This window comes from Spiroplasma helicoides, from assembly GCF_001715535.1.
GTDB classification, from domain to species: domain Bacteria; phylum Bacillota_I; class Bacilli_A; order Mycoplasmatales; family Mycoplasmataceae; genus Spiroplasma_A; species Spiroplasma_A helicoides.
In genome coordinates this window covers 712937-728429 of the sequence record NZ_CP017015.1, presented here as the reverse complement: position 1 = coordinate 728429, position 15493 = coordinate 712937, and the positions used below count along the sequence as shown (strand labels likewise).

11 protein-coding genes are annotated in these 15493 nt (G+C 28.6%); all 11 read left to right on the top strand.

Annotation, left to right across the window (positions count from 1 at the left end):
- The first annotated feature begins 24 nt into the window (after positions 1–24).
- On the top strand, positions 25–1254 hold the full coding sequence (locus SHELI_RS03245) for a serine hydroxymethyltransferase (protein ID WP_069116639.1): 1230 nt from the start codon (positions 25–27) through the stop codon (positions 1252–1254).
- 99 nt (positions 1255–1353) lie between these two features.
- Positions 1354–3657 carry a RelA/SpoT family protein gene (locus tag SHELI_RS03240; RefSeq protein ID WP_069116637.1) on the top strand — a complete coding sequence of 768 codons (2304 nt, stop codon included), beginning with the start codon at positions 1354–1356 and terminating at the stop codon, positions 3655–3657.
- A gap of 25 nt (positions 3658–3682) precedes the next feature.
- Complete coding sequence (locus SHELI_RS03235; RefSeq protein ID WP_069116635.1) at positions 3683–4183, top strand: ECF transporter S component family protein; 501 nt, start codon at positions 3683–3685, stop codon at positions 4181–4183.
- Between the two features lie 87 nt (positions 4184–4270).
- Entirely contained in the window at positions 4271–5086 is an 816-nt protein-coding gene (locus SHELI_RS03230; RefSeq protein WP_069116633.1) for a hypothetical protein, read from the top strand.
- A gap of 122 nt (positions 5087–5208) precedes the next feature.
- Positions 5209–5913 (top strand): DeoR/GlpR family DNA-binding transcription regulator, encoded by a 705-nt coding sequence (locus SHELI_RS03225; protein ID WP_069116631.1) that lies wholly within the window; start codon positions 5209–5211, stop codon positions 5911–5913.
- Positions 5914–5916: 3 nt separating this feature from the next.
- Positions 5917–6855, top strand: a complete 939-nt coding sequence (locus SHELI_RS03220; protein WP_069116629.1) for a 1-phosphofructokinase — start codon at positions 5917–5919, stop codon at positions 6853–6855.
- A 9-nt stretch (positions 6856–6864) separates the two neighbouring features.
- Positions 6865–9243: a PTS fructose transporter subunit IIABC gene (locus tag SHELI_RS03215; RefSeq protein WP_069116627.1), complete on the top strand. Its 2379-nt coding sequence runs from the start codon at positions 6865–6867 to the stop codon at positions 9241–9243.
- A gap of 346 nt (positions 9244–9589) precedes the next feature.
- On the top strand, positions 9590–10987 hold the full coding sequence (locus tag SHELI_RS03210) for a BMP family ABC transporter substrate-binding protein (RefSeq protein WP_069116626.1): 1398 nt from the start codon (positions 9590–9592) through the stop codon (positions 10985–10987).
- A gap of 121 nt (positions 10988–11108) precedes the next feature.
- Positions 11109–12653, top strand: a complete 1545-nt coding sequence (locus tag SHELI_RS03205; protein ID WP_069117609.1) for an ABC transporter ATP-binding protein — start codon at positions 11109–11111, stop codon at positions 12651–12653.
- Positions 12622–14493, top strand: coding sequence for an ABC transporter permease subunit (locus tag SHELI_RS03200; protein WP_069116624.1), 1872 nt, complete (start codon positions 12622–12624; stop codon positions 14491–14493). The genes SHELI_RS03205 and SHELI_RS03200 overlap by 32 nt, the downstream gene beginning before the upstream one ends.
- Positions 14474–15409, top strand: a complete 936-nt coding sequence (locus tag SHELI_RS03195; RefSeq protein ID WP_069117607.1) for an ABC transporter permease — start codon at positions 14474–14476, stop codon at positions 15407–15409. The genes SHELI_RS03200 and SHELI_RS03195 overlap by 20 nt, the downstream gene beginning before the upstream one ends.
- Positions 15410–15493: the final 84 nt, after the last annotated feature.

The window sequence follows — 15493 nt, the reverse complement described above, 5'->3', positions numbered from 1 at the left end:
GTATCGTAATTTACGGAGGTTTTAATGAAATTAAACGAAAAAATATTGAAGTGTTTGAATAAAGAGCTTGATAGACAAAAAAGTCACATCGAGTTAATTGCAAGTGAAAATTATGTATCAGAAGCTATTTTAGTTGCTAATGGGTCAATTTTTACAAATAAGTATGCTGAAGGTTATCCGGGAAGAAGATATTATGGTGGTTGCAAATTTATTGATGAAGTTGAACAATTAGGTATTGATACAGCAAAAAAACTATTTAATGCAGAACACGCTAACATACAACCACATTCTGGTAGCCAAGCAAATGCAGCAGCATATAAAGCACTACTAAAACCTGGTGATAAGGTTTTGGCAATGGATTTAAAAGCTGGTGGTCATCTATCTCATGGGTTTAATCTTAATTTTTCAGGGGAAATCTATAATTTTAAATTTTATGGAGTTAGTGAAAAAGATTATCGAATTGATTATGAAGAAGTTAGAAAAATAGCTTTAGAATTTAAACCAAACTTAATTTTAGCTGGAGCTAGTGCATATTCTAGAATAATTGATTTTAAAAAGTTTAAGGAAATTGCAGATGAAGTAGGAGCACACTTTATGGTTGATATGGCTCATATAGCAGGTCTTGTGGCCGCTGGAGTACATCCAAATCCATTTCCATATGCTGATGTTGTAACAACAACTACGCATAAAACACTTAGAGGTTCTAGGGGTGGAATGATTTTATGCAAAGAAAAGTTCGCAAAAAAAATTGATAGTGCTGTTTTCCCCGGACATCAAGGTGGACCTTTGGAAAATTTAATAGCTGGTAAAGTACAAGCTCTTATTGAAGCTAGTCAATCTGAATTTATTGATTATGCAAAGCAAATAGTTAAAAATTCACAAGCACTAAGTGATTCTTTGATAGAAAATGGGATTCTTGTTTTAACAAATGGAACAGACAATCATCTAATTAATTTTGATGTTAAATCAACTTTTGGTATTTCTGGTAAAAAAGCAGAAGAAATTTTAGAATCTATTGGAATTGTATGTAATAAAGAATTATTGCCATTTGATACAGAATCTTCTGTTAACACTTCTGGTTTAAGAGTTGGTACAGCTGCTATGACGACTAGGGGTTTTAAAGAAAAAGAATTTAAAAAAGTAGGTCAAATAATAGTAGATGCTTTAAACAATAATAAAGACATGGATGTTTTAAAAGAAGAAGTATTAACATTATGCAAGAATTTCCCAATATATGAAAATATAAAATATTAACATAAAAATGCAAAATTTATTTGCATTTTTTTAAACTCTTTTTTTGATAGAATTAAATTAATGTTAAATTAATTTATTAGAATATTAGGAGATTTTTTTATGATACAAGATAGTGGTAGTTTTAATTATGTAGAATGTAGAGATGTTGAAACTCTAATAACAGAAATTAAAAAATACATAAAAAATGAAAATGTTATAGAAAACATAAGAAAAGCCTATTATTTTGCAGAAGAAAAACACAAAGATCAAAAAAGAAAAAATGGAGATCCTTTTATAATTCATCCACTTTCAACTGCATATTATTTAGCACAATGAAAAATGGGGGAAAAAACTATAATTGCAGGACTTTTACATGATGTTGTTGAAGATACTCCTGTAACTTCAATAGAAATAGAAGAAATGTATGGTAGCGATGTATCTTCAATAGTTGAATCAGTGACAAAAGTAAGTTATTTTACTAAAGAAAATCGAGCACAAATGAAAGCTAGATATTTAAGAAGGTTATTCTTATCGATGATTAGAGATATTAGGGTAATAATTGTTAAAATAGCTGATAGAATGCACAATATTTTAACTTTAAAATATATGAAGCCTGAAAAACAAAAATTAATCGCAAAAGAAACATTAGATATTTATTCTACAATTGCTCATAGAATTGGTATGAAATCTGCTCAAAATTTACTAGAAGACTTTAGTTTTGAATATTTACATCCAGATGATTATAAAAAAATAGTTTATCTACTTGAAGAGGATAAAGAAGTTCGTTTAGAAATTATAAATAATATAATGTTGGAAATTAATACTAAAATAGCTGACTATATACCAGATAAGGAAGTATTGGTTTTTGGTAGATCAAAAACAGTATATTCGATTTATAGAAAAATGCATATTTTTGGTAAAGCTTTTCAAGATATTAACGATATTATTGCTGTTAGAATAATTGCAAAAAGTGTAGAAGATTGTTACAGGATTTTAGGAATTGTACATCAAATGTATACACCATTATCAGGAAGATTTAAAGATTATATTGCAACTCCTAAAAACAATCTTTATCAATCACTTCATACAACATTGGCAAGTAAAGATGGAGTTATATTTGAAGTTCAAATTAGAACGCAAGAAATGGATGATGTCGCAGAGCATGGAGCAGCAGCTCATTGGAAATATAAAGAAAATGACGGAAATCTAGATGTTGAAAAAGTACAAAAAGAAATTGATGAAAAAGTTGATATGTTCAATAGGTTAACTAATTTAGAAAAGGCTTCTGGTGATTGAGAAGAAAATGGTTATGAAAACTTAAATGAAAAGTATGGGGAAAATGTTGAAGAAGCGTTTAGAAATGATTATTTAACTGCCTTAGTTTATATATTAACACCTGATGGACATGTTGTTACTTTACCTTTTGGTTCTTCTGTTTTAGACTTTGCATATAAAATCCATACTGATGTTGGTAATAAAACGATAGGTGCAAAAATAAATGGTGTTTTTTCACCTTATAATGCAACACTAAACTCAGGTGATATGGTTGAAGTTCAAACAGCTAAAGACGTAGAACCTCAAGAAAAATGATTGAGGTTTGTTAGAACATCAACCGCCAGAAAAGCAATAGAATCACACCTTTCTAAAAAAGCACTAATAAATAAAGAAAAACAAGAAAATAGTAATAAAGCACTTATTCAACACACAAGAAAACAAATTTATAGATATATAGTAAGCAAAAATTTAAAATGAAAAGTTAATTCAATAGATGAAATTCAAAGAAAATTAAAAGTTTTGGATTATAAAAATATTGACGATTTTTTACTTTCAGTAGGTAATAATGACTTTACCATTGAAGAAGCTGTTAATATAGTTTTTGTATCAAAAGATGACTTAAAAAATTCAGAACAATTAAACGATATGAAAATAAGAAAGTATCGATCAATAATTGGTAGAGATGATATTAAAGTTAATGGTATTGAAAAGTTTAATTGTTCTCTTGCTCAATGTTGCTATCCAATACCTTTTGAAAGTATTAGTAGTTTTTTATCAAAGACAAAGGGTATACAAATACACAGAAGTGAATGTGTCAATATTGTTAACATAAAAAAAGTTAAAAACATCTTAGATACAGAATGAATTCCTTCAAAAGTTAGAGACAAAACTTACAGTGTAAAAATCAGAATAAGCACTCAGGATAGACCGGGAATAATGATGGATATTTTAAGCATTTTTGCTTTTAAAAGAATAAATGTAAGTGAATCTAAAATGGTAGTTTCAGAAAAAGACTTTACAGTTCATGGAACTTTTATCATTGAAGTTTTAGACGCTGAAGAATTAAATACGACTTTAACCACATTACAAGAATCTCCTGGAGTAATTAAGGTTTGAAGATCACTATCAAATGGAGAGGAAAATAATTAAATTATAGAATTTAATTTACTAAAAAATGAAAAATCTTTTTACAATAAAAAATATATGTATTGCTGGTTTACTAACAGCATTAATGTTTGTAATTGCTTTATTTTCAAGTTTTATATCATCATTATTTGGTAAATCAATTTTTCAAGTAAGTGATATTGTTTATTTATCGATTTTTGTAACTACAATTAATCCTATTATAAATATTATTGGAGCAGTTCTAGCTGGTATGTTAACTGATATATATTATGGAGGATTTATATATATTCCTATGACTATATTAGTTAAAATTTTAATCGGTTTGATAATGATTTTTCTTTTAAAAAAAATAAAAATTTATTATGCTATACCAGTTGGATATTTACCAATATTTATATACTTTTTTTATTCTTATTTTATTTATGATATTAGTATGGCTGTTGTTGAAGCAATAACCGATTCAATTCAATATGGTGTAACAGTGGTTTTTTCGATTGCAATAACCTTAACTTATGACCTTAAAAAATTAAAGTTAGAAAAATATAGTTAGAATATAGCTCAGTACAACCATATCTATTGTTCCTAAGACAATAATGTGTTATACTATAATAAATTGCAAAAAGAAAGGGAAATATATATGAAAAAAGAAATGATATTTTTGCCCGTTACCGAGTTTGTTAATGCGAATTTAGATTCTAATATAGCATCAAATAGAAGAGATTCAGAATATGATTTTAATTATACAAGATGAAAATCGCTAATCTATTCAAGTCAAAAGCTTAAGTTTATCTTGAAGTATTGTCAATCAGTTATGCAGTGATTGAGCAAAAATGTTGATGTAAAAAATTATAATGTATCAATTGATACAACAACTGTTGATAGATTTAATCTTTCTGTTTATGAATTTGAAAACCATATCTTTAACTGTACTTTAATTACAAACTTTTATTTAATACCTGAAAGTGAATGAGCTACAAAAATTTTTGAAATGCATTTTTCAAAATATGATTTAATTAACAATAATCTTCAAATAAATGATGGAGCATCATTTTGAAGAGGGGAAGAAGGTTTTGAAAAATTTGTAAATATGTTATTCGCAATTATGAAAGAACCATATAAATTTGAAAAACATGCACCAGTTCAGTGACAAGTTGAATTTAAAGATAAAAAACTTTCAAGCTCACAAATTAGAATGCAATTAGCATCATTAGTTAGTCCAGGAATTAGACCTGAAGATCCATACCTTACAATGGAACAAGCTATGGAAATTGAAAAAGGGGCAAATCCATTGGTTGTAGCTCAAAAAGCAAAAGAAGAAAGTGAAAAAAAAGAAGTTATAAATCCATTATGAGATGAAGCAATTCAACAAGAACAAAAATATAAAGACTTGGAATTTGCTAGAAGAGCAATGCATGGTGATTTACCATTACCAAAGAAAAGAAAAAGAAGATAATTTTAAAACATTCAAGTGAGTGTTTTATTTTTTTTGTAAATTTTGGTTGTTTTTTGTAAATTTTGGTTGTTTTTGGTTGAAATATATAATTTTAGGTATAAAATTAATTTGAGGTGATAAAAGTGTTAAGAGAAGAGCGATTGAAACTCATTCTGGATTTTGTTAATGCAAACGGTTATTGTTCTAATGAAGATATTTCCAAAGCATTAGGAATACCTTTTACCACCCTAAGAAGAGATCTTACTGACTTAAACACTGAACAAAAACTTAAAAGAGTTCATGGTGGTGCTAAGTCAATAAAAGAGAGGTCTATTTTAGAAGAGACTTTAGATCAAAAGCTTACTTCTCATATAGAAGAAAAAAAAATTATAGCTCAAAAAGCTTTAGTTTGTATAAAAAAAGGAGAGACTGTATTTTTGGATGCTGGTTCTAGCACTTATTTTCTAGCACAGCTAATAACTCCAGAATTAAATGTAAGAGTATATACAAACTCTATTATTAATGCACAAGTATTGGCAAATAATGGAGTTAGTGAAATTCATATTTTACCAGGTAAATTAAAATTATCTACAAATGCAATATGCGGTGTAGAAACAATAGTTAGCATGTCAAAGTTTCATTTCGATGTTTCATTTTTAGGAGTAAATGCTGTTGATAACGATTTCAATTTTTATACAACAGATGAGGATGAAGCACTTGTTAAAGTTAAAGCAATTGAAAACTCACAATTTGCATTTGCTTTAGTAGATAATAGTAAAATGAAGTCAAAGGCATTTATAAAGTTTAGTGATAAGAGCCAAATAGCACTTATAAGCGAAGAGGTATAATATATGATATATACAATAACATTAAATCCAGCAATTGATCACATTATTTTATCAAATAAACCTGTAGAATTAGGAGTTACAAATTACTATGGTAGCGAATATCAGGTTGTTGGTGGTAAGGGAATTAATGCTGGGGTTATATTAAATAATCTGAATGCAAATGTTAAAGCAATTGGGATTATGGGAAATGACAATAAAGAATTATTTCTTAATAAATTTAACGAAGTAAATCTAAAAAATGAATTTCACTTTAATCCTGGAAATACAAGGGTTAACTACAAAATAAAGCATTTAGAATCTCATCAAGAAACAGAATTAAACGGTCTTGGTTTTGAAACAAAACCAAAAGTAATTGAAGATTTTTTAAAATATTTAGAAAACAATTTAAAAGCAGATGATATTGTAATTGCAACAGGTAGTGTTGCGAGAGGAATTGACAGAGCTATTTACAAGCAAATTGGAGATATAGTTAATAACAAAAGTGCTTTACTTGTTTGTGATGCTGCAAATGATTTATTAAAAAATGCATTAAGTGCAAAACCATATTTAATAAAACCAAATATTGAAGAAATATGTTCTACATTAGGTTTAGAGTTAAAAAATGATATATCATTTGAAGAAGAAAAAAAACTAATTAAATCTCTACAAGATTTAGGAGCACAAAATGTATTATTAAGTAAAGGTTCTCAAGGAAGTTTATTTTTTACAAAAGAAGGACAAGTTTACCAAGTTGGTATAGCAAAAGGTAAGTTGGTCAATTCAGTAGGTGCAGGGGATAGCATGTTAGCTGGTTTTGTATATGGTATTAGTGAAAATATGCCAATAGAAAAAACATTGCAATATGCTGCAGCTAGTGGAGCTGCAACCGCTTTTAATGAATGACTAGCTTCAAAAGAAGAAATTATTTCATTAATTGATCAGATATCAGTTAATAAGAAGTAGGAGGTTTCTATGGAATTAAAAGAATTGTTTCATAAAAAAATAGCATTCTTTGAAACAGATTTAAATTCTAAAGACGAAGTTATAGATTTTTTAACCAGTACTTTAGAAAAAGAAAAATTTATTAAAGATGCTAAAGCTTTTAAAGATGCAGTTTACAAAAGAGAAGGTGAAGGTTCAACAGGAATCGGAGATGGAATTGCAATTCCTCACGTATTAAACCCAACTGTTAACCAATCTGCAATTGCTTTTTGTAAACTAAAAAACAAAATTGATTGACAGTCACTTGATGGTCAACCAGCAGATTTAATTTTTATGATTATGACAAATGGTAAAGATGGAAATGAACACTTAGATGCGCTAGCAAATTTGAGTGGTTATTTAATCAAAGCTGAAGTTCAAGAAGGACTAAGAAAAGCAAAGTCTGTTGATAAAGTTAAAGAGTTGTTAAGTCAACCTAAAGAAAAAAGAGAAGTAAAAGGTGATGGTGGATATGATGTTGTTGGTATAACAGCATGTCCAACTGGAATTGCTCATACTTATTTAGCAGCTGAAAAATTACAAGAATATGCTAATCAACTAGGAATGAGTGCAAAAATTGAAACACAAGGTCGTAGAGGTGTAGAAGATAAACTAACTGCAAAAGATATTGAAAATGCAAAAGTTGTAATTTTAGCACACGATAAAGCTATTAATGGTATGTCAAGATTTAACGGAAAAAAAGTTATTGACACAACAACTAAAGATGCTATTTATAATGGTAAAGATTTGATTGAAAAATTTGATTCAAATCCAAAATTAAAAACAATTGAAAACGCAAAAGATGAGGAAGATGGAGGATCTGGTGAACTAACATTATCTCAATTTAAAAAAGTTAAAGATAATTTATTAGCCGGAGTTTCAAGAATGCTTCCATTCGTTGTAGCAGGAGGTATTGTTTTAGGTCTAGGATTTTTACTAGACTATATATATACAGCGGCTAACGGAATGATAGCTGTTGCTTCACTTGATGATTTTGAGAAATATGGTTTAGGTAATGTTATTACTGGTTACACTGAAAAAAATGAAGCGGTACATTTAACATACAAAGCATTTACTGGAATGGCTGGCTCTATAGATTATGCTGGGCAAACGTATTATTCATCAGGCTCATTTGGAACTATTTGACAAGTAGCTCACTTCTTCTCAGGGGTTGGTAAAATAGGTATGGAATTGATGATTCCAATATTAGCTGCTTATGTATGTTACTCAATAGTTGGACCACAAGGTTTAATGGTTGGAGCAGTAGCTGGTTTAATGGCTAATGGAGATGGAATGGTTTATGGAGCTATTGGTTCATGATCAGGAGCTTGAACTAGATTCTTACCAAAAGATTTAAGTGGATTATCATCAGGATTTATTGGAGCTTTAGTAGGGGCTTACTTAGGTGGACTTGTTGTTTTTGGTTGAACAAAAGCAATGAAAAAATTTGGTAAAGGACTACAAGGGGTTAGAGATATAGTATTTATACCAGTTTTATCATTAATTTGTATGGCTGTAATAATGTTAGCTATTAACATTCCGTTAGGATATGTAATGTATGGATTACAACAAGGTATAACATTTATGGCTGAAAAAAATCTAATGGCAATTGTATGTATAATTGTTGCATTAATGATGTGTGTTGATATGGGTGGACCTATTAACAAAATCGCATATACTCTTGGTACATTATCAGTTGGGTATGCATTAGTAAAAGATTCATCATCACCTGCATATGAAATGCAAACAATGATTATGACAGCTGCTCTTTGTGGTGGAATGGTTCCTCCACTAGGGATTGCTGTATCAACAGTTATCTTCCCAAGACAATGAACTCAAAAAGCAAAAGATGCAGCTAAAACAAACTGATTAATGGGAGCTTGCTTCATATCAGAAGGAGCAATTCCATTCATGATTGAAGATCCAAAAAGAATTCCTGTTTCAGCAATCGTTGGGGGAGCAATCACTGGAGCAGTGGTTGGTATATTCAAAATAACAATTACTGCACCTCACGGAGGAATATTTGTATCACCTTTAACAAACTCACTATTATTTAGTGGTGATGCTATTCAAAAAGCTATGGGAGTTGTGTTCTTCTTTGTAGCAGTATTAGTTGGAGCAGTTGTTATGGGAGTTATCCTTGGATTCTGAAGACTTGCTGATATTAGAAATGGTAAATTAGTTTTATCAGGAACTAATGGAGTTAAAGAAGGATTGGAAGTAAAACTTGCAAAATTAAACGCTAAAAACAATCAATCAGGAGTTGCTAAAATCAACTCTAAAATACAAAAATACAATGAATTTGAAAAAGCTTTACTTATTAAACAAGAAGCACATAAAAAAAATATTGAATCTAAAGTAAAAAAATAATAATTTTTTAAAAAGCACCTAATTAGAGGTGTTTTTTTATTTTGCAATTTATTTTGGAATATTTTTTCAAAACTGATTGTTATTTTTTATATCTGTTGTAAAATTAAATTGTAATTAAATAGGAGTGCTTTTATAATTCAACATAATGGGTTGAAGTTTCTACGCTAGACCGATCTAGACACTATTGGCAAATAAAGAGGGGAAAAAATAATTAATCTGAATTTTTATATATAGTATAAAATTTTTTAAAATTGTAAAACCATAATAATAAGAATTCTCTTCTAATAAACCTCCAATAATTAGCAATGCTATTTACTTACAAGTAGAATTTAAGAGGGAAAAAAGAATGAAAAAATTGATTTCTATTTTAATGTCTTCTGCAGTTGTTGCTTCAAGTGCAGCAACAGCAATCGCTTGTGGAAAAACACAAAAAGTTTTTAGAGATATTTACTTGATAACAGATGCTGGTAAATTAAATGATAAATCATTTAATGAATCTGCATATAGCGGAGCAAACAAATTTTTAAGTGAAGTTTATTATCCAGCTAAAGGAGTTGCCGATGCTGATAGATTATCATCAGTTGCAGCAATAGAACCAAAAGATTTAAACAGTTTAGATCAAGCTTACAATGAAGCAGTTAAAGCTGGGGCAAAAAACCTTGTTTTGCCTGGATTCCACCATGCTGTTGAAGGTGCATATAAAGCCGCAGAAGCAGTTAAAGCAAATGATGGTTCAGCAATTATTTTAGATAGCTCATATAACAAATTCGATAACCAAATTGGTTTAATCTATAGAGGAGACGTTTCAGGTTTCTATGCTGGAGTAGCTGCTATTGTTTGATCTATTAATAATAGTAATTATGATGAAAGCTCAAATACAGTTAAATTAGCAACATATGGGGGAGTTCATAACAACTCTGCGGTTGATTCATTTATGCTAGGATTTGAAGCAGCAATAGCTTGATATAATAAAATTGATAATGAAGCTAAAAAAACTTTAGGTTTAAAAGATGAAGATAAAAGCTACAAAGTTAAAGCTGATAGAGTAGCATCTCAACAAACTCTACCAAACCAAAGTGGTTCTGATGCAAATGATTCAAAATGATTTACAGGTTCATTTTTAGTTGGTAGTGGTAAAACAATTAGTGATGCATTAGTTCAGGAAAAAGCAGATGTAATTATGCCAGTTGCTGGTGGACAAACTGATGATACATTAAAATCAATTAAAGAAAAAACAGCAAAAACTATGTTGGTTGGTGTTGATACAGATCAAGTTGAAGCATATACTAATTTTCAAGATAAATTTATAACATCTGCTGAAAAAAGTTTAGCTTCAACAACAGCCATTGCTTTAGGTCACACAAAATTATATAAAGAAGATACTAAAGTGCAAGAAGCAATTACAAAATATTGAAAAGATAAATTAAATAATATTGAAATTACTTTAGGTAATGATGGTAAATCAATGAATGAAGAAGAAAGCTGATCAGCATGAGAAGGACATGATTACTATGTAAATGGTTCAATTTCAACTTCAGCAAAAAATAAAGTTTCAGAAGGTGATCTTGGAAACAAAGTTTTAAAAGGAATTGACAGCAAAAAATTATTATTAGCTTCTCAAAACTTATTCAAAGAAATTGATGAAAAAGGAAATCCAAAAGAAGGTTTCTACCATATTTTAAACCAAAAAACTATTGATGCTTATGTTAATACTGTATTAGGTCAAAGTGAACAAAAAAAATAAATAAAAACTATGTTTAAAATAATATTTTAGAATTATAATTTATTTAGTATAAAGAGTTAATCAATATAGATTAACTCTTTTATATGTAGGGGTGGTTATTTTGAGCGAATTTGCAGTGGAAATGAATAATATCACAATGATTTTTAATAAAAAAATTGTTGCAAATGAGAACATAACATTGAAAGTAAAAAAAGGTGAAATACATGCCTTGGTTGGAGAAAATGGTGCAGGAAAGTCGACTTTAATGTCAATTTTGTTTGGTATTTTGCAACCTACAAAAGGAAGTATAAAAATTAATGGCAAGGATGAAATTATTAATTCACCAATAAGAGCTGCTAGACTGGGTATTGGTATGGTTCATCAACATTTTAAAATGGTTGAAATATTTAAACTTTGAGAAAATATAGCACTAGGTCAAGAAGAACTAATAGCAAATGAATTTGTTAATTCAAAAAAAATCAAAGATAAAATAACTAAAATAATGCAAAAGTATAATCTAGAAATCGATATAAATAAAACAGCTATGAATTCAACTGTTGGGATGAAACAGAAAGCTGAAATTCTAAAAATTCTTTATAGAGAAGCTGACATATTAGTTTTTGATGAACCATCAGCTGTTTTAACACCTGTCGAAATAAAAGGATTACTAGATGTTTTACTTGAACTTAAAAAGGCAGGAAAAACAATTATATTAATAACTCATAAAATGGCAGAAATCAAAGCTGTTGCTGACTCAGCAACAGTAATAAGAAGAGGTAAATTAGTTCAGACATTTGATATGAAGTCTACAAATGTTGATCAACTTTCTGAAGCTATGGTTGGAAGGAAAATTGTTGAAGTCAAAAATACTTACAAAGAACCAATGGATAAGGTATGTTTAAAAGTTTCTAATTTATCTATGAAAAAAGTTACTAACCCAAAAGTCATGGGATTAAACAATTTTAACCTTGAAATTAAGTATGGTGAAATTGTTGCTATTGCCGGAGTAGAGGGAAACGGACAAAATGAACTAGTAAATGCTATTACTGGTATGAGCAAAGTTTCTAATGGTAAAATTTTTATAAATAATATTGATATCACAAATGCATCTGTAAGGGATCGTTATTTAAAGTATCATATTAGTCATATACCTGAGGATAGACATAAGCACGGACTTGTGCTTGATAATAACATAATTAATAATATGACTTTACAAGATATTGATAAGTTAAAATTTAGTAAGCATAAATTGATTAAACAATCTTCTCTGCAATCATATGCACAAGAAGTCATTGATAAATATGATGTTAGAAATGCAGATTTTGGTTTTGCAACAGCTAGGGATTTATCGGGAGGTAATCAACAAAAAGTTATTGTAGGTAGAGAAATGTCGAGAAAAAGTGACTTGATAGTTATTTTTCAACCCACAAGAGGTTTAGATGTTGGATCAATCGAATACATTCATAACCAAATTTTAAAAGCAAAAGAGGAAGGCAAAGCTATTTTGCTTGTCTCATATGAATTAACAGAAATAATGTCATTAGCAGATAGAATAATAGTTTTAAGTTCAGGTAAAAAAATTGGTGAAGTAAATGGTCAAAAAGCAACTATTGATGAAATAGGAAAAATGATGCTTGGAGAAAGGAGAAATAAAGATGAAATTCAATCTAAAACAATGAACGTTTAAGCAAAAAGTCTACCTTTCTTTAAAATCAAACGAAACTAAAAATAAACTTAAATACGCAAAAGCGTCTATAATTGCGATATTAATTGGATTTATAGTTGGATTTATAGTTGTATATCTAGCAGGTGGTGATGGAGTTCAATATATGCAGGCTTTGTTTACATCGGCGTTTTCAAATTTCACAGCTGGAGGAGTTTCTGCATCTCAATTATCTGTTACTTTAAATTACTTTGTAGTTTTTGCATTAATGGGTCTTGGTCTTGCGCTTGGATTTAAAGTAGGACTATTCAATATGGGTGGTTCTGGACAAGCTGTTTTTGGCTTTGGAATGGCTTATTTAGCTTTATTGTCAATTACTAAAGAAAAAAATATATCTATGTCTGAAATAGGTAGTGGTTACATTTTTATATTATTTATTATCTTTATACTGTCAGGTGTAACTATTTCATTAATTGCAGGAATATTAAAAGTATTTTTAAATATTCATGAGGTTGTTACTACAATTATGTTAAATTGAATTGTTTGATATATGGTAAAATTTTTTATTAACCAAACAAATACAAACTTTATAGAGCAATCATTCTTGGCTGTTGGCGGGTACAATTGATTAGGTGGACTAATTGCTGTTGTATTGAGTTTTGCATCAGTATGATTTGTATTAACATTTACAACCTATGGTTATAAATTTAGAATCATTGGAAAACAACCAAGTGCTGGAAAATACGCTGGTATAAACAGTAGACTTTACATTGTTATTACAACCGCATTTCAAGGACTATTTATAAGTATGGGTGGATTTTTCTATTACTTTACAATAGCTAGACAATTAAATTATTATGCAGATGTAATTCCAACTATCGGTTTTGATGCAATTTGTGTTGCTCTTGTTGCTTTTAATAATGTTCTTGGTATATTACCGGTTGCATGAGTTTGAGCAATTTTAAATAGTGGAGCAATATCTGCTGCTAGTTGAGGATTAGTTGCAAAAGAAACATCTTATTTGATTTTTGGAGTTATTATTTATTCTGCAACAATTTATTCACTTTTATTTAGGTTTGTTCCTTTCAAATGAGCTAAGTTTTGAAATTATTTTGTGAGAGACACTAAATTAAAATTATATGTTAAATCTATTAACTCACAAATTAAAGATTTAAAGAAAAGTAAAAGAAATATAAAAAACGAACAAGCAATAATTTTAGCAAAAGAAGAACTTATAAAATTTAAACAAGAAAATAAAAATAATAAAGATAGTAATTTTAGTTTAAAATATAAAAACCTCAAATTAAATTTTGAAGATTTAAATGATCAGTATAGAGGTAAATATCATAAACAAATAATAGAATTAAAAGAGATGAGAACTGAAGCAATTGATAAAGGTTTTGAAAATTATTATAATAGAAACTTGTCTGGAGTAAAACAAACATATAATAATGCCAAAGTTTTAAATATTATTGGAATTTTGAATACAGCAATTACAGATTTGAATGAAGTTGATAAACTCTTATTTGATTATAATAGTAATTTTAAAGAACAGATTAAGCAAGATAAAAGCGCAAAATCTGAGTTAACAAATAAGAAAAAAGATTATAAAAATAATTTAATTCAGAAAATAAATAGCAATTATCAAGAAAAAATTAAAGAGATAAATAATATTAATAAAAATTATACAGCTCAATACAAGCAAAATAAAATTCTTCTTAAAGAAGAATTAAAACAAATTAAGCTTGATTTAAATAATAAAATCAAATTAGAAAAAGACAAAGTCAAAAAAAATGAGTTATTAATAGAAAAATATAACAAAATTTTGGAGGTGAATGATAAATATGTTTTTAGCGGAAAATAGTGATTTTTCACTTCAAGTTGTTAGTTATATTTTAGGATATTTTGTTATATTTTTCATAGCCGCAATGGCTGGAATGGTTTCAGAAAGATCTGGAGTTGTAAATATCGGTATAGAAGGATTTATGACTATAGGAGCACTAATTTATTCTATATGTGGAGTTTATTTTCATCCAACCATGGGTAACTGAAGTCAAATTTTAGGAATGATTTTTGCGATAATTGGAGCTAGTGTATATTCCTTGCTACATATTTTAGCCACACTAAAACTAAAGTGTGATCAGATAATTTCTGGAACAGCTATAAATATTTTGGCACAAGGAATAGGTTTATTTGTTGTATATAGCGGATTGATTGGTGGAGACACTACAAAAATCGATAGTACTTATGGACAAATAGCAGCTGATAAAGGTACAAATGCTTTTAGTATCTATTTAGTTATCACAATAATTATTACTTGTATTTTAGGAATATATTTTTCATTAACAAAAACAGGTAAAAGACATATTGCTGCAGGAGAAAACCCATATGCTTTGGAAGCTGCTGGAATAAGTGTCATCAAATATCGTTTTATTTGAGTAGTTATATCTGCTGGTTTGGCTGGTTTGGCTGGAACTTTCTTTGTGATGATTAGATTACAAGGAAGTTTTAGAGGAGATGTTCAAGGGTATGGATTTTTAGCTATGGCTATTATGATCGCTGGTCAATGAAGAATTAAATACATTGCATTGTTTACATTGTTATTTTCAATATTTTTCTCACTATCAGAAGTTGTACCTTTAAAAGTACCATCAATACCAACTGGAAAATGAATGAGTGCATTGCCTTTTGTTTTTTCATTGATAGCTATGATTGTCATTGCAAAATGGTCAAAACCACCAGCAGCTATTGGGCAACCCTATGATAAGGCAAAAAGATAGAATATATTAAATAATAATTTATATTTGTAAAACATCAAAAATGAATCAATATTTATAGATTCATTTTTTTATTTTATTCTATAT